The organism is Neptunicoccus cionae, assembly GCF_014643735.1.
GTDB lineage: Bacteria > Pseudomonadota > Alphaproteobacteria > Rhodobacterales > Rhodobacteraceae > Amylibacter > Amylibacter cionae.
In genome coordinates, this window is the sequence record NZ_BMKA01000002.1 from 839,264 (window position 1) to 862,430 (window position 23,167).

At 56.3% G+C, this 23,167-nt stretch carries 26 protein-coding genes; 16 read left to right on the top strand and 10 right to left on the bottom strand.

The genetic code is table 11. The features are described from left to right. Positions 1 to 80 precede the first annotated feature (80 nt). Genes IEX10_RS09290 through IEX10_RS09305 form a run of 4 tightly spaced genes read left to right on the top strand, consistent with a single transcriptional unit; the run spans position 81 to position 3,534 of the window. Complete coding sequence (locus IEX10_RS09290) at positions 81 to 1,193, top strand: S-(hydroxymethyl)glutathione dehydrogenase/class III alcohol dehydrogenase (RefSeq protein WP_188673755.1); 1,113 nt, start codon at positions 81 to 83, stop codon at positions 1,191 to 1,193. Beyond that, on the top strand, positions 1,190 to 1,906 hold the full coding sequence (locus IEX10_RS09295; protein WP_308420693.1) for an NYN domain-containing protein: 717 nt from the start codon (positions 1,190 to 1,192) through the stop codon (positions 1,904 to 1,906). Before IEX10_RS09290 ends, IEX10_RS09295 begins: the two co-directional genes overlap by 4 nt. Next, positions 1,903 to 2,586 carry a nitroreductase family protein gene (locus IEX10_RS09300; RefSeq protein WP_229678491.1) on the top strand — a complete coding sequence of 228 codons (684 nt, stop codon included), beginning with the start codon at positions 1,903 to 1,905 and terminating at the stop codon, positions 2,584 to 2,586. The genes IEX10_RS09295 and IEX10_RS09300 overlap by 4 nt, the downstream gene beginning before the upstream one ends. A gap of 9 nt (positions 2,587 to 2,595) precedes the next feature. Beyond that, positions 2,596 to 3,534 carry an AEC family transporter gene (locus tag IEX10_RS09305; RefSeq protein WP_188673758.1) on the top strand — a complete coding sequence of 313 codons (939 nt, stop codon included), beginning with the start codon at positions 2,596 to 2,598 and terminating at the stop codon, positions 3,532 to 3,534. Here the strand turns inward: IEX10_RS09305 and IEX10_RS09310 are convergent. Next, the gene (locus IEX10_RS09310; protein ID WP_188673761.1) at positions 3,527 to 3,898 is read right to left on the bottom strand and encodes an eCIS core domain-containing protein; all 372 of its coding nucleotides are present in this window, start codon (positions 3,896 to 3,898) and stop codon (positions 3,527 to 3,529) included. The genes IEX10_RS09305 and IEX10_RS09310 overlap by 8 nt on opposite strands. 134 nt (positions 3,899 to 4,032) lie before the next feature. On the opposite strand from IEX10_RS09310, the gene fghA reads away from it, so the two are divergent. Genes fghA through IEX10_RS09340 form a run of 6 tightly spaced genes read left to right on the top strand, consistent with a single transcriptional unit; the run spans position 4,033 to position 10,158 of the window. Then, entirely contained in the window at positions 4,033 to 4,866 is an 834-nt protein-coding gene (fghA, locus tag IEX10_RS09315; protein ID WP_188673764.1) for an S-formylglutathione hydrolase, read from the top strand. Positions 4,867 to 4,869: 3 nt separating this feature from the next. After that, positions 4,870 to 6,327: a Si-specific NAD(P)(+) transhydrogenase gene (sthA, locus tag IEX10_RS09320; RefSeq protein WP_188673768.1), complete on the top strand. Its 1,458-nt coding sequence runs from the start codon at positions 4,870 to 4,872 to the stop codon at positions 6,325 to 6,327. Further along, entirely contained in the window at positions 6,324 to 6,794 is a 471-nt protein-coding gene (locus tag IEX10_RS09325; RefSeq protein WP_188673770.1) for a YaiI/YqxD family protein, read from the top strand. The genes sthA and IEX10_RS09325 overlap by 4 nt, the downstream gene beginning before the upstream one ends. A 39-nt stretch (positions 6,795 to 6,833) precedes the next feature. Next, positions 6,834 to 7,763, top strand: coding sequence for an ornithine cyclodeaminase family protein (locus tag IEX10_RS09330; RefSeq protein ID WP_188673773.1), 930 nt, complete (start codon positions 6,834 to 6,836; stop codon positions 7,761 to 7,763). Further along, on the top strand, positions 7,760 to 9,199 hold the full coding sequence (locus tag IEX10_RS09335; protein ID WP_188673776.1) for a protein adenylyltransferase SelO: 1,440 nt from the start codon (positions 7,760 to 7,762) through the stop codon (positions 9,197 to 9,199). Before IEX10_RS09330 ends, IEX10_RS09335 begins: the two co-directional genes overlap by 4 nt. Continuing rightward, positions 9,196 to 10,158: an alpha/beta fold hydrolase gene (locus tag IEX10_RS09340; RefSeq protein WP_188673778.1), complete on the top strand. Its 963-nt coding sequence runs from the start codon at positions 9,196 to 9,198 to the stop codon at positions 10,156 to 10,158. The genes IEX10_RS09335 and IEX10_RS09340 overlap by 4 nt, the downstream gene beginning before the upstream one ends. Here IEX10_RS09340 and IEX10_RS09345 read toward each other — a convergent pair. The 3 genes from IEX10_RS09345 to IEX10_RS09355 form a co-directional block, all read right to left on the bottom strand. Continuing rightward, the gene (locus IEX10_RS09345; RefSeq protein WP_188673780.1) at positions 10,076 to 11,503 is read right to left on the bottom strand and encodes a heme biosynthesis protein HemY; all 1,428 of its coding nucleotides are present in this window, start codon (positions 11,501 to 11,503) and stop codon (positions 10,076 to 10,078) included. The two genes, IEX10_RS09340 and IEX10_RS09345, sit on opposite strands and share 83 nt — an antisense overlap. Before the next feature lie 15 nt (positions 11,504 to 11,518). Further along, entirely contained in the window at positions 11,519 to 13,153 is a 1,635-nt protein-coding gene (locus IEX10_RS09350; protein ID WP_188673784.1) for a COG4223 family protein, read from the bottom strand. A gap of 111 nt (positions 13,154 to 13,264) precedes the next feature. Further along, positions 13,265 to 13,984 (bottom strand): uroporphyrinogen-III synthase, encoded by a 720-nt coding sequence (locus IEX10_RS09355; RefSeq protein ID WP_188673787.1) that lies wholly within the window; start codon positions 13,982 to 13,984, stop codon positions 13,265 to 13,267. Positions 13,985 to 14,063: 79 nt separating this feature from the next. Between IEX10_RS09355 and tsaD the strand changes: the two genes are divergently transcribed. From tsaD to IEX10_RS09370, 3 genes are read left to right on the top strand one after another with little or no spacing between them, the layout of a single operon-like run. After that, entirely contained in the window at positions 14,064 to 15,164 is a 1,101-nt protein-coding gene (tsaD, locus tag IEX10_RS09360; RefSeq protein ID WP_188673790.1) for a tRNA (adenosine(37)-N6)-threonylcarbamoyltransferase complex transferase subunit TsaD, read from the top strand. Then, positions 15,161 to 16,132, top strand: a complete 972-nt coding sequence (locus IEX10_RS09365) for an NAD(P)H-dependent glycerol-3-phosphate dehydrogenase (protein ID WP_188673793.1) — start codon at positions 15,161 to 15,163, stop codon at positions 16,130 to 16,132. Before tsaD ends, IEX10_RS09365 begins: the two co-directional genes overlap by 4 nt. A gap of 15 nt (positions 16,133 to 16,147) precedes the next feature. Beyond that, a complete protein-coding gene (locus IEX10_RS09370) occupies positions 16,148 to 16,564 on the top strand; it encodes an EVE domain-containing protein (protein ID WP_188673796.1) in 417 nt (138 codons plus the stop codon). On the opposite strand, the gene IEX10_RS09375 is transcribed toward IEX10_RS09370, so the two are convergent. From IEX10_RS09375 to IEX10_RS09390, 4 genes are all read right to left on the bottom strand, one after another. Beyond that, a complete protein-coding gene (locus IEX10_RS09375; RefSeq protein ID WP_188673798.1) occupies positions 16,565 to 17,281 on the bottom strand; it encodes an extensin-like domain-containing protein in 717 nt (238 codons plus the stop codon). Between the two features lie 63 nt (positions 17,282 to 17,344). Further along, entirely contained in the window at positions 17,345 to 17,686 is a 342-nt protein-coding gene (locus tag IEX10_RS09380; RefSeq protein ID WP_188673800.1) for a DUF2853 family protein, read from the bottom strand. Between the two features lie 240 nt (positions 17,687 to 17,926). Next, a complete protein-coding gene (gene ahcY / locus IEX10_RS09385; protein ID WP_188673802.1) occupies positions 17,927 to 19,312 on the bottom strand; it encodes an adenosylhomocysteinase in 1,386 nt (461 codons plus the stop codon). An 82-nt stretch (positions 19,313 to 19,394) separates the two neighbouring features. Beyond that, on the bottom strand, positions 19,395 to 19,724 hold the full coding sequence (locus IEX10_RS09390) for an S-adenosyl-L-homocysteine hydrolase (RefSeq protein WP_188673804.1): 330 nt from the start codon (positions 19,722 to 19,724) through the stop codon (positions 19,395 to 19,397). 88 nt (positions 19,725 to 19,812) lie between these two features. Between IEX10_RS09390 and IEX10_RS09395 the strand changes: the two genes are divergently transcribed. Then, positions 19,813 to 20,400, top strand: a complete 588-nt coding sequence (locus tag IEX10_RS09395; protein WP_188673806.1) for an HD domain-containing protein — start codon at positions 19,813 to 19,815, stop codon at positions 20,398 to 20,400. 12 nt (positions 20,401 to 20,412) lie between these two features. On the opposite strand, the gene IEX10_RS09400 is transcribed toward IEX10_RS09395, so the two are convergent. Continuing rightward, entirely contained in the window at positions 20,413 to 20,580 is a 168-nt protein-coding gene (locus IEX10_RS09400; RefSeq protein WP_188673807.1) for a hypothetical protein, read from the bottom strand. Between the two features lie 98 nt (positions 20,581 to 20,678). Here IEX10_RS09400 and IEX10_RS09405 point away from each other — a divergent pair, with 98 nt between their 5' ends. Both IEX10_RS09405 and cdd read left to right on the top strand, forming a co-directional pair. Next, positions 20,679 to 21,557 (top strand): LysR substrate-binding domain-containing protein, encoded by an 879-nt coding sequence (locus tag IEX10_RS09405; protein ID WP_188673810.1) that lies wholly within the window; start codon positions 20,679 to 20,681, stop codon positions 21,555 to 21,557. Between the two features lie 39 nt (positions 21,558 to 21,596). Next, complete coding sequence (cdd, locus tag IEX10_RS09410; protein ID WP_188673812.1) at positions 21,597 to 22,511, top strand: cytidine deaminase; 915 nt, start codon at positions 21,597 to 21,599, stop codon at positions 22,509 to 22,511. Between the two features lie 5 nt (positions 22,512 to 22,516). Here cdd and IEX10_RS09415 read toward each other — a convergent pair whose 3' ends face one another. Continuing rightward, a complete protein-coding gene (locus tag IEX10_RS09415; protein WP_069298519.1) occupies positions 22,517 to 23,071 on the bottom strand; it encodes an ActR/PrrA/RegA family redox response regulator transcription factor in 555 nt (184 codons plus the stop codon). Positions 23,072 to 23,167: the final 96 nt, after the last annotated feature.

Here is a 23,167-nt window from a genome sequence, read left to right on the forward strand (position 1 = left end):
CTAGCGCCTCGGGGAATTGAATTGTCAAACAGCCCCAGATTTTGCAGGGTGGCACGAAAGTTCTGATACGGAGAGAGTGAATGAGAACCCGCGCCGCCGTTGCTGTAGAAGCAGGAAAACCGCTTGAAATCATGGAAGTAAACCTTGAAGGCCCAAAGGCTGGCGAGGTGCTGGTCGAGATCAAGGCGACCGGATTATGCCACACGGATGAATTCACCCGCTCCGGCGATGACCCCGAAGGCATCTTCCCCGCAATCCTCGGTCATGAAGGGGCCGGCGTTGTGGTAGAAGTAGGCGAAGGCGTCACCAGTCTGGAAGTGGGGGATCATGTGATCCCGCTCTACACGCCGGAATGTCGTGAATGTGAATACTGTCTGAACCCGAAAACAAACCTTTGCCAGAAGGTGCGTGCCACCCAAGGTCAGGGTCTACTGCCGGACGGCTCCACCCGTTTTTCGATGCTGGATGGCACGCCGATCCACCACTATATGGGCTGCTCCACCTTCGCCAATCACACGGTTGTGCCGGAAATCGCGCTGGCCAAAGTGCGCAAGGATGCGCCATTTGATAAAATTTGCTACATCGGTTGCGGTGTGACCACCGGCATCGGTGCCGTGATCAACACGGCCAAGGTTGAAATCGGCTCTCGCGGGATTGTATTCGGTCTGGGCGGCATTGGTCTGAACGTGATCCAAGGCCTGCGCCTTGCCGGGGCGGATCAGATTGTCGGGGTTGATCTGAACGACGGCAAACGGGAAATGGCCGAGCGTTTTGGTATGACCGATTTCGTGAACCCATCCGAAGTTGAAGGCGATCTGGTCGCCCATCTGGTTGAACTGACCAAGGGCGGCGCGGATTACACGTTTGATGCCACTGGCAATGTGAATGTGATGCGCACCGCTTTGGAAGCAGCACATAAAGGCTGGGGCGAGAGCATCATCATCGGCGTGGCCCCTGCGGGTGCGGAAATCTCCACCCGTCCGTTCCAGCTTGTCACTGGGCGCAGCTGGCGCGGCACGGCCTTTGGCGGTGCGTCAGGGCGTACAGATGTGCCGAAAATTGTGGACTGGTACATGGACGGCAAGATTGAGATCGACCCGATGATCACTCACAAGCTGACACTGGACGAGATCAACCACGGCTTCGACCTGATGCACGAGGGTAAATCCATCAGGGCAGTGGTTGAGTTTTGATCGACGCAAACATCCCCAGACTCGCCGTCTTTATTGACGGCGACAACGTAAGTGCGGCCTATGCCGAGGTGATACTGGAAGAAATCGCCAGTTTCGGTGAAATCAGCCTGCGCCGCATTTACGGGGATTTTTCAAGCTCTCGGATGAACCGCTGGTCGGACAATCAGGTGCAATTCGGTATCGTGGCCCAACACGTGCCAAGCACCACAACCGGCAAGAACGCCAGCGATATTGCGCTGGTGATTGATGCGATCGACCAGTTGCATTCGGGGCTTTACGATGGTTTTTTCATCGTGTCGTCAGACGGGGATTACACCCGTTTGGCCCATCGCATCCGCGAAGAGGGTGTGCACGTCTATGGCATCGGGGAACGCAAGACACCTGAGGCCTTTAGAATGGCTTGTAAGCGGTTCATCTATATCGAAAACCTGCTGCCCAAAGCAGAAGACGCCAAGACAGGTCCGGCTGTAGAGAAGGCAGATCTCAACTTTGCCTACAACCGCATCCGCACCGCGCTTCGTGCGGTAAATGACGGTAACGGAGAGGTCCACCTTAGTCAGGTCGTACAAGAGTTGAACAAGCGCTATCCTGACTTTGATCCTCGTTCATTTGGCAAGAAACGGCTGCTGGAGCTGATAGAGGAAATTAGCAAATTCAAAGTTACAAAGCAGGGCAATGTGGTTTTTGTTCAGGAAAAGGTCAAACAGAAGTGACACATCCCCCGAAATACACCCCGATCCCCCTGCCTGACCGTTTTGATTATACGGACGAAGAAACACGCTTTCACGCGCTTTCGTTCATGAACTTCATGCGCAAGCGGCATACCGTGCGGGATTTTTCGGATCGGGATGTGGATCAAGGGGTGATTGAAGACTGCATCGCTGCTGCAGGAACCGCGCCAAGCGGGGCGAACCACCAGCCCTGGCATTTCGTGGCGATCCGTAACCCCGACCGCAAGGCCCGCATCCGCGCTGCTGCGGAATCCGAAGAAGACACCTTTTATGATGGCGGGGCCGGTGCGGAGTGGCTGGCAGCACTGGAGCCCATCGGCACCGACAAACACAAACCCCACTTGACCGACGCCCCTTGGCTGATTGTGGTCTTTGCCGAACGCTACGGCCTGCGCGAGGACGGGGAGAAGTTTAAAAATTACTACGTGCCGGAAAGCGTTGGTATTGCGACCGGATTTCTACTGGCCGCCCTGCACCACGCAGGTTTGGTCAGCCTGACCCACACGCCCAATCCGATGAAGTTTCTGAATGACATGTGCGGCAGACCGTCTTCAGAAAAGGCTACAATGATTATCGCTGCTGGCCATCCAAGTGACACGGCAACAGTTCCGGAAGTCGCGAAACACAAAAAACCTTTGTCCCAGATTATGACCGTATTATAAGAATTTGAAATGCTTGAGATATTCCTGCAAACCCTACCGTTTTTCGCGCTAATCGCGATCGGGTATCTCGCCGCTGCTACGCGCTTTTTCGGGCCAGAGGCCACGGCCTATCTGACCAAATTCGTCTTCTACTTCGCGCTTAGCGCCATGTTGCTTCGGTTCTCCAGCTCTCTTCCGATTAACGAGATTTTCGATCTACAATTTGGACTCGCCTATCTCGCGGGGTGTTTTGCGGTCTACGCCCTGTTCACAATTGTCGCTCTGATGCGCGGCACCGGGTGGGCAATTGCCGCGATTGAAGCACAATGCGCGGTGATCGGAAACGCCGGTTTTCTGGCTTTGCCCATGCTGGTCGCGTTGCTCGGCGATGTGGCGGCGGCGCCGGTTCTGTTTGTTCTGGCGATTGATCTGATCGTCTTTGGCTCTCTCGTGGTGATCGTCATTACTGCGTCCCGTGAAGGGTCTGTGTCCCTCGGAGCGCTGCGCCGGATCGGGGTTGGCTTGCTGAAAAACCCGATGGTTATGTCCATGTCCTTGGGCCTGATCTGGTCCGCGCTAGAACTTCCCGTGCCCCGCCCTGCCGATGATTTCCTGCGGATACTTGGATCGGCTGCCACCCCCTGTGCGCTGTTCGCAATCGGTGCGTCACTGGTTGGCCAAACGGCGGAGCGGCCAGCCATTGCTATCTGGCTCAGCTTCGGGACGCTGGTGATCCAACCCGCGGCTGTCGCGTTTTTCGCGCTTTGGGTGTTTAATGTAGACCCGTTCGCAGCAGGCATCATGATCGCCACCGCCGCTATGCCAACGGCAGGCAATATCTACATTCTGGCGCAACACTACGGCGTTGCACCCGCGCGGGTATCCTCGACCATCCTGATGTCCACAGTTGCCAGCGTGACGACCCTGTCGTTTGTGCTTAGCTGGGTGATCGGGACCGGACCTACTTAGAGACCAGCGCCTTACCTTTGGTGGTTTTGGGCAGGATGCCGCCGTTTTGCTGCACCACATGGGTCAGTTCATGGGCAATCAGACCTGCATTTTTGGCATCACCTGCTTTGACGAAGTACATGTTGTTATCCACCGTAAACACCTTGGCTTTGATGGACTTCCCAACATTTTTGATGTTGCCCCCTGTGTGCAACATGATCTTCTTGAAATCGCCCTTGAAGGACTCTTTCATAGACTTTGCAATGGCGGGCGGTAGCTTCTTTGCGGACGTATCTTCCGGCAGGTTGTCCAACTTCTTTGAAATGGCACGCTTGCCTTTCTGATCTTCAATCACGGTCTTCACAGTCTCGGGAATATTAACCATCGGCTGGCTTCCTTTTGCTTATGGACTTGGGATCAATAGGCCGAGCATAGCACGAAACCACCCTCAAGACGATTGATCTGTTGAGGCGGGCCGGATTCTCGGCTAGGCCTGATGAAAAATAACGGAGGCCCACAATGGAAATGCTATCGGAAAACAAGTGCTTTGACGGGGTTCAGGGGGTCTATTCGCACCGCTCTGAAAGCTGCAAAGGTGACATGACATTCGGGCTGTTCGTGCCGCCACAGGCCAAACTGCAAGAGGTTCCGGTGCTGTGGTATCTGTCCGGCCTGACCTGCACCCATGAAAACGCAATGACCAAAGCAGGCGCGCAACGCTGGGCTGCGGAAAACGGAATTGCGCTGGTGTTTCCTGATACTTCCCCACGGGGCGATGATGTGGCAGATGACGATGCCTATGATCTTGGCAAAGGGGCGGGGTTCTATGTGAACGCGACCCAAGACCCTTGGGCGCCTCATTACAAGATGTTTGACTACATCGCAGAAGAGCTGCCCGCGCTGTTGTTCAAGGAATTTCCCCTGCTGGAAGAAGCGCAAGGCATCACCGGTCACTCTATGGGCGGGCATGGTGCGCTGACGCTCGCTATGGCGCGGCCTGACCAATACACCTCGGTCTCGGCTTTCGCGCCAATCGCAAACCCGACCGCATCAGATTGGGGGCGCAAACAGCTGTCCGCCTATCTTGGCGATGACGAGGCCGCATGGGCCGCCCATGACGCAACCCTGATGATGCGTGAAACCGGCCACCCGTCCCACGTTCTGATTGATCAGGGCGGCGCGGATAACTTCCTTGACCTGCTAAAGCCCGAAGCCCTGTCCGAAGCGATGGCTGCACGGCGCCAATCCGGAACCTTCCGGATGCAGGCCGGTTATGACCACAGTTATTTCTTTGTCTCGACCTTTATGGAAGACCACGTCGCCTTCCACGCAGACGCCCTTTACGGAGTATAATACATGAGCCGCTACGATCTGGTTGTTATTGGCAGTGGACCTGCCGGAAAATCCGCCGCGATCCAGGCGGCGAAACTGCATAGGAAGGTACTGGTGGTGGAACGGAACGATCGTGTGGGCGGCGTGTCTGTTCACACCGGCACCATCCCGTCCAAGACCCTTCGGGAAACCGCGCTGAACCTGTCAGGCTGGCGCGAGCGCAGCTTTTATGGCCGGTCCTACCGCGCGCGGGATGGAATCCAGTCTGCGGACCTTCAGGCCCGTCTTCACAAGACACTGGATTACGAAGTTGATGTGCTGGAGCACCAGTTTACCCGTAACCGTGTTGAAACGATGGAGGGCGAGGCGCGGTTTGTTTCTGAAAATGTGATCGAAGTCAAAAGCCAAGACGGGGAAACCACTGAAATCTCGTCTGACAGCTTTGTAATCTGTACCGGAACGAAGCCTTTCAGGCCTGATTACATCCCCTTTAACGGCACTACGATCTTTGACAGCGATGAAATTCTGGAACTGCCCACCATCCCGCGCAGCCTGATCGTTATCGGCGCAGGGGTGATCGGCGTTGAATACGCTACGATCCTCTGTTCGCTCGACGTGCAGGTGACTTTGGTTGAACCCCGCGACAGTTTTCTGGACTTCATCGACAGCACCTTAATCGCGGAGTTTACCCAGCAAATCCGCGAGATGGGCATCGACCTGCGTCTTGGTTCCAAAGTGGAACTGGTGGAGCAAAAGGGCGATTTCGTCGAAATCTCTATGGAAAACGGCCGCCATGTCCGCGCCGAAATGCTGCTGTTTGCAGCGGGGCGGATGGGCGCAACAGAAGCCCTCAATCTGGATGCAGTCGGTCTGGAAACAGACCACCGTGGCCGTATCACCGTGAACCGCGAGACCTATCAGTCCGAGGTGCCCCATATCTATGCTGCCGGCGATGTTATCGGCTTCCCCTCGCTCGCCTCTACTTCATTGCAGCAGGGTCGCGTAGCGGCTTGCCATGCGCTCGACACACCGACCCTGCCCCAATCGCCTTGGTTTCCTTATGGCATCTATTCCGTGCCTGAAATGTCCACCTGCGGCATGTCCGAGGAGGAAGTACAGGAACGCGGTATTCCTTATGAAATCGGGCTGGCACGGTTCTCTGAAACCTCGCGCGGGCATATCATGGGGATCGAAAACGGCATGTTGAAAATGCTGGTTTCGCTGAAAACCCGCCGCCTTCTGGGCGTGCAAATCATGGGCGAAGGTGCAACCGAACTGATCCACATTGCACAGGCCGTTCTGAATCTGAAGGGCACGGTGGATTACTTTATCGAAAACACCTTCAACTATCCCACCCTTGCCGAAGCCTATAAAATTGCCGGACTTGACGCATTTAACCGGATGCCCATCCCCGAGCAGTACAAGGTGACACCGCAAAAGAAGAAAACCAAATCAAAGGCCAAGACGAAGGAGTCCAAGTGACCTGCATCTTCATCGACGCCGATGCCTGTCCGGTCAAGGAAGAGACCCTGCGCGTGGCCGATCGCCACAAGGTGAAGGTCTTTGTGGTGTCCAACGGCGGCATTCGCCCGAACCCCCATCCGTTGGTGGAAACCGTGGTGGTGGATGCCGGACCTGATGTGGCGGATATGTGGATCGCAGATCGCTGCGGCCCGGGTGATGTGGTGGTCACAGGAGACATTCCGCTGGCGGCAAAGTGTCTTGAAGCGAACGCCCGCGTGATCCAGCATAACGGTGAGTTGTTCACCAAGGGCAATATCGGCAACCGTCTGGCCACGCGGGATTTGATGGCCGATCTGCGCGCTGCCGATCCGTTCCGGCAGGGCGGCGGCAAGCCGTTTTCCAAGGCGGATCGCTCTCGTTTTCTGGATGTGTTGGAACGGGAGTTGCGCTTTGCCCTGCGTGAAACGGGGGGCGGCGCAACCTGACGCAATCGCCAAACCAACTGATTTTGAAGGAATATCTGTATGAAAATCCCTTTTATTGAATTTGAAGAAATGGACAGCCGGCTCAGCTGGGATGGTTTGACCGATGCGCTGGCCGAGGGTCACAAATTGCCAACGGCGAGCATTGCAGACGGGTTTGCTTACCGCGGTGACGATACGCTTCTCAGCCGTGCCGCATGGATCGACGGGCTGGGCGTTGCCGTGAAATCCGCCACCATCGTTCCGGGCAATGTGGCCAAAGGCAAGCCGATGGTGCAGGGCGGCGTTATGGTGTTTGACGATGAATTTGGCACGCTGGAAGCCGTGATCGACTTTCACCTCGTGACCAAATGGAAAACCGCCGGAGACAGCCTGCTGGGGGCAAAATTGCTGGCACGGCCTGACAGTAAAACGATTCTGATCGTCGGGGCGGGAACAGTCGGGCGCAATCTGGTTAGCGCCTATTCCACAGCTTTCCCGCAGGCGTCTTTCATGGTCTGGAACCGCACTGCCTCCAAAGCGGTGGAGATGGCACAGGAGCTGTCAAAGACGCATGATATCAAGCCGGTAGAGCACCTAAAGGAAGCAGTCGCACAAGCCGACATCGTGTCTTGTGCCACCATGTCCAGCGATCCGATCCTGCACGGTGACTGGCTGCACGCAGGCCAGCATATTGACCTGATCGGCGCTTACCGCCCCGACATGCGAGAGGTCGACGACACAGCCCTGACCCGCAGCAGCATCTTTGTAGACAGCCGCGCCACGACGCTGGACCATATCGGAGAGTTGAAAATCCCGCTGGCCGATGGGGTTATCAGCAAAGATGACATCCTTGGCGATTTCCACGAATTGGTGGCAGGCACAGCCAAACGCAGTCACGATGACGAGATCACCCTGTTCAAGAACGGTGGCGGTGCCCATCTGGATCTCATGACCGCAAAATACATCCTGAGGGAGTGGAACACAGCATGACCGGACCCGCCTTTGACAACAGCTATGCCCGACTGCCCGATGGTTTCTTTGCCCGTGTAGACCCTGATCAGGCCCCCGAGCCGGCCCTGATCAAACTGAACACGGCACTGGCCGAAAAGATCGGGCTGGACGCAGATTGGCTGTCGTCTGAAGAAGGGCTGGCGATGCTGTCAGGGGCTGCGGTGGCCGAAGGGTCCGAACCGCTGGCGATGGCCTATGCGGGACACCAGTTCGGCGGCTGGTCACCGCAACTTGGCGATGGTCGCGCACATCTTCTGGGAGAGATCGTCGCCCCAGATGGCACACGGCTCGACATTCAGCTTAAAGGGTCCGGCGCGACCCCGTTTTCGCGCAATGGCGACGGCAAAGCCGCACTTGGCCCTGTGCTGCGGGAATATATCGTAAGCGAATTTATGGCTGCCGTGGGCGTGCCAACCACCCGCGCGCTCGCCGCTGTGGCGACTGGCGAAAGGGTACAGCGCGAGACCGGATTGCCCGGCGCTGTTCTGACCCGTATCGCGCAAAGCCATGTGCGTGTGGGGACCTTTCAATACTTCTTTGCCCGCGAACAGACAGAAAATATCCAGACCCTGGCCGATTACGTCATCGACAGACACTATCCCGCTGCAAAAGAGGCGGAAAACCCTGTTCTGGCGATGCTGGAGATGGTCACGGAACGACAAGCTGAACTGATTGCGAAATGGATGTGTCTGGGGTTTATTCATGGTGTGATGAACACCGACAACATGCAGGTTGCGGGGGAAACCATAGACTATGGCCCTTGTGCCTTTATGGACAGCTTTCACCCGAACACGGTGTTCAGCTCCATTGACCGCAACGGTCGCTACGCGTGGGTGAACCAGCCCAATATCGGTGTCTGGAACCTGTCCCGACTGGCCGAGGCTCTGCTGCCCGTTCTGCATCCCGATCAGGACACTGCAATCAAGCTGGCTGAAGGTGCGGTAGGGCCGTTTTCCGACAAGTTTAATACCGCACTAAACAATGGGTTCGCTGCAAAGCTCGGTATTCCCGTAGATCCGGCGTTTATGCAGGAGATGTTCAAGTTGATGGCGGATCAGGGTTGTGACTTTACCCTGTTCTTCACCGCGCTAACCCGCATCGCCAAGGGCGGTCCTGAAGATGCCTTTACCGCCCTGTTTGTGGACCCGATGGAAGCGCAGCTTTGGCTTGGGAAATGGCGAAAGTTGCATGATCCGGTTCTGCTACCTGCTATGGAAGCGGCCAATCCGGTGTTTATCCCACGAAACCATCGCGTTGAAGAAGCCATTCAAAGTGCCTTGGCAGGGAATTTCACCCCGTTCCAGACCCTCGTCTCTGTGGTGACGAACCCATATGAACCGCAACCGGATCACGCAGAATACGAGTCCGCCCCGACGCCGGATCAGATCGTGCAGCAAACTTTCTGCGGCACATGACCCTGTTCTCTCCGGCCACGTTTGTGATCGCTTTCGGGCTGTTCCTCGCCGTTGCGTGGTTTCTACGCCGCCCCATGTCAGGGCGCGTCCGGCGAATGGCGCCGGGGGAGTTTGTGCAGATCACCGGCGGGCTGATCCACTATCAATGGCACGGGCCAAAGGACGGTCCGGTGCTGGTGAAGGTACACGGTCTGACCACACCAAGTTTTGTGTGGCGGGATCAACTGGCCGATTTGACCGGCGCGGGCTACCGCGTGCTGACATTCGATCACTTCGGGCGCGGTTATTCGGATCGCCCTTACGCCAGCCACACTATGGCATTCTACGTGCGGGAAATCGACGAACTGCTTGAAAAACTTGACGTTCCTGCGGGTTATAACCTGCTCGGATACTCTATGGGCGGTGCGATTGCCGCCCATTATGCGGCTTTGCGGCGAGACCGGATCAAACGCCTGATCCTGCTTGCGCCAGCCGGATTATCGGGGGCAGAACCCAACTGGATTACCCGCTGGCCGGTGATCGGGGATGTCGCCATGTTCCTGTTCGGAGGCTGGACCCTGCGCCGTGGTAGTCGACGCGCCGGACGGGTGGAGGGTGTTGATAACGATATGATAGAAAAACAGTGCCGCGAGACCCGTTTCGCCGGTTTCGGAGCAGCGGTTCTGAGCAGCTTGCGGCATGTCATCTACATCGACCAGACCGAGGTTCATCGCAGGTTACAGGATCGCGGATTGCCGGTTCTGGCGATGTTTGGCACCAAGGATGACGTCATCCCGGTCTCTTGTGCCATGCGCCTCCGAGAAATTAATCGCAGCGCACAAGTTATTGAAATTGAAGGCGCGGGTCATTCACTGGTGACGACCCACGCCAAAAAAGTTAACCGCGCTGTTCTGGCGTTTTTGTCGGATCGGGAACAGGTTCCACCCCCTCTAAAGCGCCGTCCATCATCGGAAGCATAGAGGTCGTAGACCCCAGATCATCGCTTTCAGGCGGTGTCTTCCAGTCCATCCCATCAAAAGTGCCGCAGTTGTCACATTTGGGCGCCCATTGCGTGTGGATCTTGTTGCAAGAGGAACAAATCCACTGCGGCCCGCGTGAGGCAGACAAAGCCTTGGACAACCAGCCGCGCACGACTTTTTCTTCAGCCCCTTCGCCCCGTGCAATCGCTGCCATGATCGAAAGGGAACGCGCGGACGGTTGTGTTTCTGCCAGATCGCCTATCGCGCGGCGGGCGGCAGGAAAGTCTTCATCCGCGAGCAGCAGTTCCGCGTGCAACATTCGCGTTTCCGCATGATCCGAATTAACCCGCAGCAGAGTGTTAAAGCGCTTGAGACGGGCAGACGCCGTTTCCTCTGGTTCGATTTCAGCAAAGGCACTGGCAAGATCAGGGTGCGGTGTCGCGCCCCACGCCTTTTTAATCACCTTAGCCGCAGCCTTCTTGTTTCCGTCCAGCACATGCATTTCTGCCGCCAGTACTGCTGCGGGCACCAGATCAGGAGAGAGCGCGTTGGCTTGCAAGGCAGCTTCTTTACCGGACGGGATTTCACCGTCATCCAGCAGGCGGCGCGCATCCGCAAGGGACAGAACCGCATCGCGGCGGCGTCCAACATCGCGAGGCAAACTATGGGCCTTAACCTTGGCTTCAATGGTTTTACGCGCGCCGTTCCATTCCTGCTTTTCGGTTTGCAAGGTGAACAGCGTATCAAGCGTACCATCGTGGTTGGGCCGCAGGGCAAAAGCTTTCTCTGCCAGTTTCAACGCGGTATCCGTATCCCCTTCGGCCAGCTTTTGCTTCATGATGCCCTGCACCCCGACAAATCGGGTCCGGTCATTTTGCAGCAGGTTTTTATAATGCTTCAGCGCCTTTTTCGTGTCGCCGGACATCTCCGCGGCTTGTGCATTGATCAGTTGGGTCAGTTCCGGACGATCAAGATAGCGTTCTGCCTTAGCCGCTTTCTGACTGGCCGTGCGGCCTTCACCGGCGGCAAGGGCGACCATACCGTCCGCCAGCGCCTCAAATCCCTTACGCTCGCGGTGGCGGGTGAAATAACGGGAAATCGCGGTTTCATCGCCATTAAAGAAATGAAACACCGCAACAGTCAGCGCCAACAGCTTAACCACGATCCAGATCGCAAGGATCAACAGCACCAGACCGATCAGCCCGACAAGAGGTTCAAACGTGTATTCCGCCCCGTTAAAGGACAGCTGGACCTGACCACCAGCCTCTATCAAGAAGCTGAACGCAAAGGCCGCTGCCGTAATCAGCGCGATAAAAAGGATAATTCGAATTAAGGACCACAGCATACGTCGCGCTTTCTATCAGGTTGCGCCCAGAGAGGCATTCAAATCAGTCAACGCGGATTGCGCCGCGTTCAGGGCGGAAAGGTCGGCGATCCACTGTGACATTGCCGCCTTTGCAGCCTCTGGCAATGAATTAGCCTCGCTCAGGGCGGCGGCAAGCCTGCGGTTGACCAGATCGTCTTCCACACGGGACAGAATCGCATCCGCGCTGTCCCCGTCGCGCCGCTCGATAGAGCGGGTCCCAACTTGAGTTTTCAGGAAAGCTCCGAGTTTGCCAGCCACGCCATCCCCTGCATTCGCTTGTGTATCAGCGCGTAGTGCCGCATGGGCGCGATCGGAGAAACGATTGCGCAGGGTTGTCCACGACGGAGTGCCAGTGTCCGCGACAGCGCCCAGCGCTTCGGGCACCTCTGCACCGGTCAATTCGACCAGTCCATCAAGGGCCAACCGAAAGGGCGCACCACTGTCGAGCGCTACGGTAATATCGGTCAGCAGTTTTTTCGTCGCCGTTGACGCCACTTTGCTGGAAGCTTCTTTTTCCGCTTCTTCCACGCGCCGCGCCGCTGCTGTTGCCGCTTCTTCAACCTTTTGGCTCAACGCGCCATTCTTCGCAGCCAGATCAGCCACTTGCGCTTTCAAGCCCTTCAATGTCGCCTGAAAACCAGAAAGTTTTGAGGCAGCTTCTTCGGACAAGGTTGCACCGTTTTCGGTAATCTGTGTCGAAAGACGCTCACCCACAGCGGTTAATTCAGCCTCAACCCCTTCGATGCGGGATTCGAGAGAGGCCATACGGGATTCAATATCAACGCCGTCGGTGGCCGCCAGACTGTCCTTGATCGCGGCCATCTCTTCCTGCTGGCTTTGGGCATATTGCGCGATGGCAGCATCGATTGCGTCTTGGTTCACGCCGTCTTGCGGAGCATTTTCCAGTTCCGCAAGACGTGCGTCAAAATCGGAGCGCAGTGCTGCAACTTCGGATTTCGCCTCGGACTGTCCGGGCATCAGAAACTCCGCTACGGGGGACAGCCCCGCTGGCAGCATCGGCGCCACCTTGGGCGCCCCCCAAAGCGCGATGATGATCCCGAAAATGATCAATGCCAGCGCCCTCAGAACTTTGGCCGCGAAGGAAGATCCAATATCTTCGTCTTCGCCATCATGCTCTGAAGTGTGAGTGGTCGGGGCAGGATCGGGCGTTTTCACAGGATCAGGTTTCTTAACGGGATCTGGTTTTTTCACAGGGTCGGTTTTTTTCACAGCGTCAGATTCAGGTTTGACCTGTGATTTCTTTGCCGGCTCAAACTTTTTGGAAGCCGTTCCGGCAACGGCACCAGCCGCAACACTTGCTGGTTTGGCGTCTTTTGACTTGGCATCCACAGGTTTCGGGCCGGCCTTACCGTCCGCGGTTTTCCCGTCACTGATCGAACCGTTGCTTTTGTCGTCGGTAGATTTTTTCTGAAACGACTGGGCCTTGGCCGCTGTCGCATCCGAACCAACAGACGTGCTGTCACCGACTTTATCAGTCGGCTTGTCAGCCACACCCTTTCCGGCAGCGCTTTTGTCTGTCGCCTTGCTATCCGCTTTGGCCTTGGGGTCCGTGCCGCCCACAACTTCAGCGTCTTCGATTTCCGGTTTCTTCTTGGATTTATCTGCCACGTGCCGATAGCCCTGTTCTGGTTTTAGGAGGAATCCTTTCCACAAAACTAGGGTCTCTGTGCCATTCTCTCAAGTCCAATGCGTAAACTGCGCTGAAATTGCCTATAATCTTCAGTCTTTTGCTGTGAAATTGCGCAATGTCATATCCAAAGCCGAGATCATAGAGGCCCGTGTCGGGTAGCTGGCGATCTCCGTCGGTGCTGGGAGCCCCTTCAACGGGGCCGCTGCATTTTCGCTGATGCACAGAAAACGGCACTTAAAAAGTGGTACGTCAGAAATTTGCTCCGCTAGATAACGGGCTGTTCTGGGGGAAAATATCGGCACAACTACGGGTTCCTCGTTCAAAGCGGTCAGTGCCACCTTTGAAAGGGTCACCGGCGACTGATCGTAGAGAACAATCCGCCGCGCATTCAGCCCGTTGGCCTGCAAAGCCTGCGCCAGATCAAGCGCTGCATGATTGCCCGAGAGGTAATAAATACGGTCTTCCCGCGTGGCCTGCGCCAGAACCAAGGCGAGCAAATCTTCCCCGGTGCCATCTGCACTTTGCGTCTTGAAACCCTGCGCGCGGGCGGCTTCTGCCGTGTTTTCCCCCACGCATAAGGTGCTAGGACTGCGATCTGTTGTATGCTTTGACCAGACAGTTACACTGTTAACCGACGTGAATAACAGCAGGGTCGCGTCATCGGGCAAATCCACATCGTTGCGCGGGGTGATACCGATCACAGGGCTATAGATCACCGGCACTGCGCGGTCTGTTTGCGCCGTGAACGCGGCCGTAAAGGCACGGGATTGCGGCTCTGGCCGGATCATCAAGAGCGTGGGATGTGTCATCGGGTGATGTGACCATTGCTGAAAAGGGGCGCAAATGCTACCTGCGGGGCGAGAAAATCATGACGGGCGCAGATTGGCAATGTCACATAATATCACAGTATTGGGGCTGGAAAGCAGTTGCGACGACACTGCCGCCGCCGTGGTGCGCCGCAAGGATGGCGACAGCAACGGCGGCGAGGTGCTGTCCTCCATCGTTTGGGGGCAGGAAGGTCTGCACGCCGCCTTTGGCGGTGTGGTGCCCGAAATCGCCGCGCGCGCCCATGCCGAACGGCTGGACCTGTGTGTTGAACAAGCGCTTGAACAGGCGGGGCTGGCCCTAGCCGAGGTGGATGCCATCGCGGTGACGGCTGGTCCGGGTCTGATTGGCGGCGTAATCAGCGGCGTGATGTGCGCGAAGGGGCTGTCCATTGGCTCCGGCAAACCGCTGGTGGGGGTGAACCATCTGGCCGGTCACGCCCTGACCCCGCGCATGACGGATGGTGTGGAATATCCTTATCTGATGCTGTTGGTTTCTGGCGGGCATTGCCAGTTTCTGGGCGTTCTCGGGCCCGACCAATTCACCCGCATGGGTGGCACCATCGATGACGCGCCGGGTGAAGCCTTTGATAAAACAGCCAAACTTCTCGGTCTTGGGTATCCGGGTGGACCGTTGATCGAAGAAGAAGCCAAGAACGGAGATCCAAAACGGTTCCGGTTCCCGCGCCCGCTGCTCGACCGTCCTGATCTGGATATGTCCTTTTCAGGGCTGAAAACCGCCCTGCGGCGTGCGCGTGACACATTGGTCGCGGAAAAAGGTGGGCTGACAGTGCAGGACCGTGCTGATCTATGCGCCAGCTTCCAGCAGGCGGTGGCCGATACGCTGGCCGAAAAGACTCGCCGTGCCTGTATTGCTTTTGGCAAACCTTTGGAAACGCCGGTTCTCGCCGTGGCAGGCGGCGTTGCTGCAAACAGCCTGATCCGCGCGGCGTTACAGGATGTCGCCGCAAAGGAAGGGTTCCAGTTTCTCGCACCACCTTTGAAATATTGCACCGACAATGGTGCGATGATTGCATGGGCCGGACTGGAACGGTTTGCAGGGGGTGAATTCGATGATCTGACCCTATCTGCCCGCCCGCGCTGGCCGCTCGACAAGGCCGCTGCACCGATGCTCGGCTCTGGTAAGAAAGGGGCCAAGGCATGACGCGGGTTGGCGTGATCGGGGCGGGAGCTTTTGGCACGGCCCTTGCCAGCGTTGCGCGCTCGGGTGGCAATGACGTGGTGCTGTGGGGACGCGATCCCGACCAGATCAAGACCATGCGTCAAACCGGCGAAAACAAACGCTATCTTCCCGATGTACCGCTGCCCGAGGGACTGAACGTCACTTCTGATCTTGCGGATCTGCAAGAGTCTGAAATCTTGCTGATGGTCCTGCCCGCGCAACATCTTCGCGGCTTTCTGGCCAATGCTACCCTGCCGACAACCGCGCCAATCCTGCTGTGTGCGAAAGGGATCGAAACCGGCACTGGCCTGTTGCAACAGGATATTCTGGCAGAACTGCGCCCCGATGCGCAGATGGCTGTGCTCTCTGGTCCGGGCTTCGCGAGCGAGCTGACACAGGGCAAACCAACCGCACTGTCCTTGGCTTGTGCCGATCCGCAAACAGGTACGTGGTTGCAAGAGGTTCTCTCCTCCGCGTCGTTGCGTTTGTATCTAAGCGAAGACACTACCGGAGTCGCCTTGGGCGGGGCGTTGAAAAACGTCTATGCCATCGCCTGCGGTTTGGTGGTCGGGGCCGGATTGGGCGAAAGTGCACGCGCCGCCCTTATGACACGAGGTTTCGCAGAACTGGCACGGCTGGCAAGCGCTATGGGGGCGAAAACAGATACTTTGATGGGGCTGTCGGGCTTTGGCGATCTGGCACTTAGCTGTACTTCCCTGCAATCGCGCAACTTTGCGTTTGGTGAAAAACTGGGGCGCGAAGGGGCGTTTGGCACGGGCAAAACCGTTGAAGGCATCGCCACTGCACAGGCGGTTCTGGGGCTGGCAGAACGTCAGACTATCGAAATGCCGATTGCGCAAGCGGTTGCGGATGTGTTGGATGGGCGACAGGAACTGGAACAGGTGCTGCGCACGCTGATGTCGCGCCCCCTGAAACCGGAAAGCCGATAAACGCGGAGGTGCATCATGAACTACTGGCTGTTCAAATCAGAGCCGAACACTTGGGGCTGGGAGGAACAGGTTGCCAAGGGTGATGATGGCGAGGAATGGGACGGTGTGCGCAACTATCAGGCCCGTAACTTCATGCGCGACATGGAAGTGGGCGATCTTGGTTTTTTCTACCATTCTTTGAAGGAAAAAGCGGTGGTGGGGATCGTTGAGGTCTGCGCACTGGCCCATCCCGACAGCACCACGGATGATGCACGTTGGGAGTGTGTGGACATCAAGGCAGTGAAACCTTTCAAAACGCCGGTGACGCTGGATATGGTCAAGGCCGATCCGCGTCTGGCCGAGATGGTGTTGGTCAAAAACTCCCGCCTGTCCGTGCAACCCGTGCGTCCCGAGGAATGGGATATTATCTGCGATATGGGCGGGCTGGCGTAGTCAACGACACCCTGACCAGCGTCCTTGATCCATATGGAAATGATCATAATGCGCTGCATTGTAATCGGGGCTAAGCACCATGCGGAACCACTGGCAAGCGCTGTCCCTTGCAGAGCGTAAAAATTCTGCCGTGTTACCAGTATCTTGCCAATCGTTCCGCAAGCGGATCTTTTGCCCGTTTGCCAGATCAAAACCGGAAATATCTAAGGCATTGGCGGTGGCGTGCTGGCTCATCCGCGAAGACCCTGCGATTGTACGGCAAGAGTAGCTTCCAAAATGATGGATGCGGGTAATTTCAGCGCCGAGCAACGCTTGCGCTGTCGGTTGCAGCCCGTGATGTTCCCACATAGCGAGCCGCAGGGCGATGTCGCAGCGGGTCTCAAGCGCGGCAACGCGCGCTGTTGCCAGTTCGGACAGTTGCACGCGATTTCTGATGTGGCATTGATCGTCGGTTTCCTGCGGCGGCAGTGTGACAACCGGCATTGCAATCCGGCCTAAAGCTGCGGTGCACAATTGCGGATCAGCCACCGCCCGCGCAAGTTTCCACTCAGTTATCCGCGTTGACGGGGCTGTTGGATCAAGCGGACGGGTCGGGTTCCACTCCGCTGGCAGCGGCGTTTGGGGGTGATACAACAGCGTTGTGGTAGCAAAGGCCAGCGCAACCAATGGTAGAAACAACCCACCAAGCCACCAGCCAATCCTGTTTCTGCGCTGCATCTTTGCCCCCTAAAACACAAAGGGCGCCACGAAGGGCGCCCGTAAGCTCTGGTTCAATGTGGTTTAGCTGTAGACAGATTCTTTGCCGAACTCTTTGGTCAGCATGTAGTAAATCACAGCACGGTATTTGTTACGCTCGGACTTGCCATAAGTGTCGATCACTTTTTCAATCGCTGTGTCCAGTTCAGGACCGTCGGACAATCCGAGTTTCTTCATAAGGAAGTTCTTCTTTACGGTTTCCAGTTCGCCGGGTTGGCTGGAAGCGACAGTCGCTGCATCTGCGTCATAGATCGACGGACCACAGCCTATGGTCACTTTTGTCAGCAGATCCATGTCGGGTGTCATTCCACATTTACTCTTCAGATCGTCAGCATATCTGGCAATCAAATCGTCGCGTTTTCCCATTTTCAACTCCTATAGCGCCGGATTGTCCCTGTTCCAAGAAAGGGCCATCCTGCGTGAAGCGCCCTTCTCACGCGGAAACTTAGGGTAAGCGGGAAAGCAAAAAAAGGGGGCATCTGCGTTTCTTTTCCAACCCGTCGCTGGACACGCGGCATCAAAGGCGGGATATCACCCCTTTTTCGCACAAAAAAACGACCGCCGGAGCGGTCGTTTTGGAACTCTTATGGTCGGGCGGCTGTAGCCTTAGTAACGGTAGTGTTCCGGCTTGAACGGGCCTTCAGTCGTCACGCCAATATAATCTGCCTGATCTTTGGACAGTTCGGTCAGTTTTACGCCAATTTTTGCAAGGTGCAGACGCGCAACTTTTTCGTCCAGATGCTTGGGCAGGATATAGACTTCGTTGTTGTATTGCTCACCACGGGTCCACAGTTCGATTTGGGCCAGAACCTGATTGGTGAAGGATGCAGACATCACGAACGACGGGTGTCCTGTCGCGTTGCCAAGGTTCAACAAACGGCCTTGGGACAGCAGGATCATACGGTTACCGGATGGCATTTCGTACATATCCACCTGATCTTTGATGTTGGTCACCTTCAGATTCGCAAGGTTGGCCACCTGAATTTCATTATCAAAGTGACCGATGTTGCCAACGATCGCCATATCCTTCATTTCGCGCATGTGTTCGATGCGGATGATGTCCTTGTTACCGGTTGTGGTGACAAAAATATCCGCGTCTTTGACGCAATCTTCTAAGGTGGTAACTTCAAATCCGTCCATTGCCGCCTGAAGCGCACAGATCGGATCGATTTCAGTCACTTTCACACGGGCGCCAGCACCACGCAAGGAAGCGGCAGAGCCTTTGCCAACATCGCCGTAACCACAGACCACAGCAGTTTTACCAGCCATCATGGTATCGGTCGCACGGCGGATGCCATCAACGAGCGATTCCTTACAGCCGTATTTGTTGTCGAATTTGGATTTTGTTACCGAATCATTCACGTTGATTGCAGGGAAAGGCAGGTCGCCGTTCTTTTGTAGTTCATAAAGACGGTGAACGCCGGTTGTTGTCTCTTCAGAAACACCTTTGATCTGGCCGCGCATTTTGGTGAACCAGCCCGGCGATGCCGCCATACGCTTTTTGATCTGGGCTTGGATCGCCTCTTCTTCTTCGGATGTTGCAACGCCAAATTCTTCGCCGGCTTCGATGCGTGCGCCCAACAGGATGTAGAGCGTTGCATCCCCGCCGTCATCGAGGATCAGGTTCGGGCCATCTTCAAACAGGAAAGATTTGTCGAGATAATCCCAATGCTCTTCAAGGGTTTGGCCTTTGATGGCAAACACCGGCACGCCAGAAGCAGCAATCGCGGCAGCGGCGTGATCTTGGGTCGAGAAGATGTTACAGGACGCCCAGCGCACATCTGCGCCAAGGGCTGTCAGAGTTTCAATCAGAACCGCAGTCTGGATTGTCATGTGCAAGGAGCCAACAATCCGCGCGCCTTTCAGCGGCTGGCTCTCACCGAATTCTTCGCGCAAAGCCATCAGACCTGGCATTTCGGTTTCGGCGATGTCGAGTTCCTTGCGGCCAAACTCAGCCAGTGAAATGTCTTTTACGATATAGTCGGACGCCATGTCAGAACCTTTCAATCTTGGTTTTGACACGGCATTACCAGCATTCCCCTATCGTCTCAACGGGCAATAGATCACAGGGGTGTCAGAGCGCGCGTTCGTTTGGAACCACCAACATGGAGTACAATTCTTCCTGCTGTTGCAGGTCAGGTTCCGGCGTTGTGTGATCGCCTTGCGCAATAACGCAGGACTGACCGCTCTCGTAATAGCTCACAAGGGTCCATGTTCCGTTTTGCTCCGACGCCCAAAGCTGGATTTCCGTTTCGTCACGGTCGATTTTGGGGCCAACGGCTTTTTCGGCATACCAGTCAACCAGAGCGGCTTCCATCTCTTCGGAATCCATGCAGGACGTTGTGGCCTGTGCGGTTGTCGATGCCAGAACGGCGGTTGTCAGAGCGATAAAAAAGCGTTTCATTGGTGCCTCCTTCATGCAATCAACGCATGAATCGCCAAATCGTTGCAAAAATATCGGAACAAGTCGTAATGCCCGCAAAGGAGACTCCATGAAACCACAACGGGCATGGCAGCGGATGTTATCGGGGCGGCGGCTGGATCTGCTCGATCCATCGCCGCTGGACATAGAGATCGAGGACATCGCCCACGGGCTGGCTTTTGTGGCACGGTGGAACGGGCAAACCTACGGTGATTATCCTTACTCTGTGGCGGAACACTCCGTTTTTGTGCTGGAACTTTACCGCCGCCTCTATCCGAAGGCGGGGCGGGACTGGCAACTGGCTGCTTTGCTGCACGATGCGCCGGAATATGTGATCGGGGATATGATTTCCCCTGTTAAGGATGCAGTCGGCCCGGAATATGCCGCGCTCGACAAACGGTTGATGGAGGCGATCCAAATCCGGTTCGGCTTGCCCGCTGAACTGCCTCCTGCAATCAAGAAGCAGATCAAACGGGCAGATCGCATTTCTGCCTGGCTGGAAGCGGTTCAAATTGCAGGATTTTCCGAAGAGGAAGCGGACAAACTGTTTGGTAAACCGGTGTTTGACGACATCCCAAAGCGCAAATTGCGCCCGCACCCTCCGATGGAATCAAAGGGTGCGTTCATGGAAGTCTTTAGCGATTTAACTGAAAGCTGATCTTTCAGCCTTTCAGATATGGAGCGAATGGATGCGGCGCAGGGCGGCCTGACGCTCCAATTCCAGCTTCTTGCGTTCTTCATGGCGGTAGGCTTCGGAATTTAGATCGTGGTAACTGATTGGACCGCGTCCATCTTGCCGGGAAGCAATCATCAGGGCTTTGGCGATAGAGTTGAACATTGTCTTTCCTTTCTCTGTGTCTGCATCCTTTCTATGGGGATTGCCTTTGCAGATCGAATCCGTAATATTTCTCAAATGTTAGCTGAGCTTATAGTTTGATGGACTGGCGGGAAATTCCCTCGCTTTCAGCCCTGCGCGCGTTTGAAGCAACAGCGCGGCATCTGAATTTCAGCAAAGCCGCGCGAGAGCTGAACGTGACCCATGCCGCAATCGCCCAGCATGTGCGCGGGCTGGAGGCGGAATTTAAAGAGGCACTTGTACAGCGGCAAGGGCGCGGGTTGGCTCTCACGCCGAGTGGTCACGCTTTGTCGATCCGCCTGCAAACAGGGTTCGGCGAAATCGCCGCAGGTGTAGACGATTTGCGCCGCCTGCATGAGGACCGCCCCCTTAACATCTCTGTCACCCCCGCTTTTGCCACCAACTGGCTGATGCCCCGCATCGGGTCTTTCTGGCGGGATCACCCCGAGATCACACTGAATATCAACCCGAGCGTGGAGCTCGTTGACCTGAGTCAAGGCGTCTTCGATCTGGCAATCCGTTACGGCACCGGGGATTGGCAGGGGATGGAAGTGGAGCGGCTGACAGACGGCGGTTTCTGTGTGGTTGCGCACCCTGATTTGGTGAAGGATTGTGAATATAAGACCCTGAAAGACACCCAATCCCTGCCTTGGCTGCTGGAAGACTCCATGATGGAGCGCCGCGCTATGCTGGAAGCGGAGGGTCTGGATTTTGACAATTTGAATGTAAACCTGATGTCGCGGTCAAGCCTTGCACTGTCCGGTGTAATGGCAGGGCTGGGCGTCACACTGCACCCCCGTTCCCTGATCGAACGGGAAGTTGCCACCGGTCAGTTGAAACTTTTGTTTGAACTGGAGTCCGAAGACCTTGGCTATTATCTCGTGTGGCTGCCCTCGCGGGACGGGCCGAAAGAGCGGACCTTGCGAAAATGGTTGTTGCAGGTTGCCAAGGCAGCATGAAACAGGGTTACTCTCCCACACGTTACGAAAGCCGAACCTATGACCGATCTTCCTTTCCCTGATACCTTCCCGCCGGAACTGCGCGAAATACTGGTGCCCGATCTGTCACGCGGCGCCATGATCTCTGCGTCGACTGTGCAAAAGGTAAGGGATCAGCTTGGTATAGACACTGAAAGCCTGATGATCCGGTTGCTGCCCGTCGCCGCAGCCTATGCGCGGGTGCCGCTGTCAGGGTTTCACGTTGGTGCGATTGTTTTGGGCAGCACGACGGGTAACTTATACTTCGGCTCTAACATGGAATTCTCGGGCCATGCGCTCAGCTTTTCTGTACACGGCGAACAATCCGCCATTAACCATGCTTGGCAGATGGGAGAGCAAGGACTACTCGCGCTGGCAGTGAACGCAGCGCCTTGCGGGTATTGCCGTCAGTTTATGAACGAATTGGCATCGGCAGCGCACGGTTTCAACATTCTGATGCGTGACGGGGCCGGTGAGGATGATTTCAGCTACTCCACCAAACCCCTCTCCCATTACCTACCAGAGTCTTTTGGCCCTGCCGATCTCGGGATGGAGGGCGGGCTGATGTCGTCGCAAGATCAGTCCCTTACCATCCAAAGCGAAGACCCTTTGGCACAAGCTGCGCTTAAAGCAGCTAATGCAAGCTATGCGCCCTACACAGGTGGCCACTGCGGTATCGCGGTTGCGCAGTCAGACGGGACAATCTTTACCGGACGCTACGGAGAAAACGCGGCCTATAACCCCAGCTTTTCACCACTGGAATCCGCGCTTGCCCTGATGAACATGCGCCAGCCTTGCCAAACCCCTTACGCCATCACTGCCGCCACTTTGGTAGAGGCCGAGGCCCCGATCAGCCAACGCTCGGCAACCGAGGCAGTGCTGTCGGCCATCGCACCAGATGTGCAATTGACCTACATCAAAGCCAACACCCGCTGAACGTTTTATTTAGGGCTACGTTTCGCCAGAATACGCTGCAAGGTACGGCGGTGCATGTTCAACCGGCGTGCGGTCTCTGACACGTTGCGGTCACACAGCTCAAACACGCGCTGGATATGTTCCCAGCGGACGCGATCCGCAGACATGGGATTTTCCGGTGGCGGTGGCTTGTCGCCGGGCAGCGCCAACAGTGCGTGTGTTACGTCCTTGGCATCAGCCGGTTTTGACAGGTAATCCGTCGCGCCGATCTTCACCGCAGCAACCGCAGTGGCAATCGCACCGTATCCGGTCAGAACAACGATCTTTGCATCCGCACGGCGCGCGCGCAGCACTTCTACCACGTCCAGACCGGTGCCATCTTCGAGCCGCAAATCCACAACCGCATAGGCCGGAGGCGTCGCGGTACAAAATGCCCGACCCGCAGCCACTGAATCCAGCGCTGTCGGATTGAACCCCCGCTTTTCCATCGCCCGAGCCAGACGGCGGCGAAAGGGTTCATCGTCGTCTAGGATCATCAACGAGTTATCCGCGCCGATTTCCCGCATCTCAGTTTCCGACATGTCCGTCCCTTCGTATCGTGTTAATCCTTAGTAGAGTTTCCCGAATGTCAGGTCAAACCCGTGTGGTGCGGTACTTTGGACCTGTCATCCTACGCA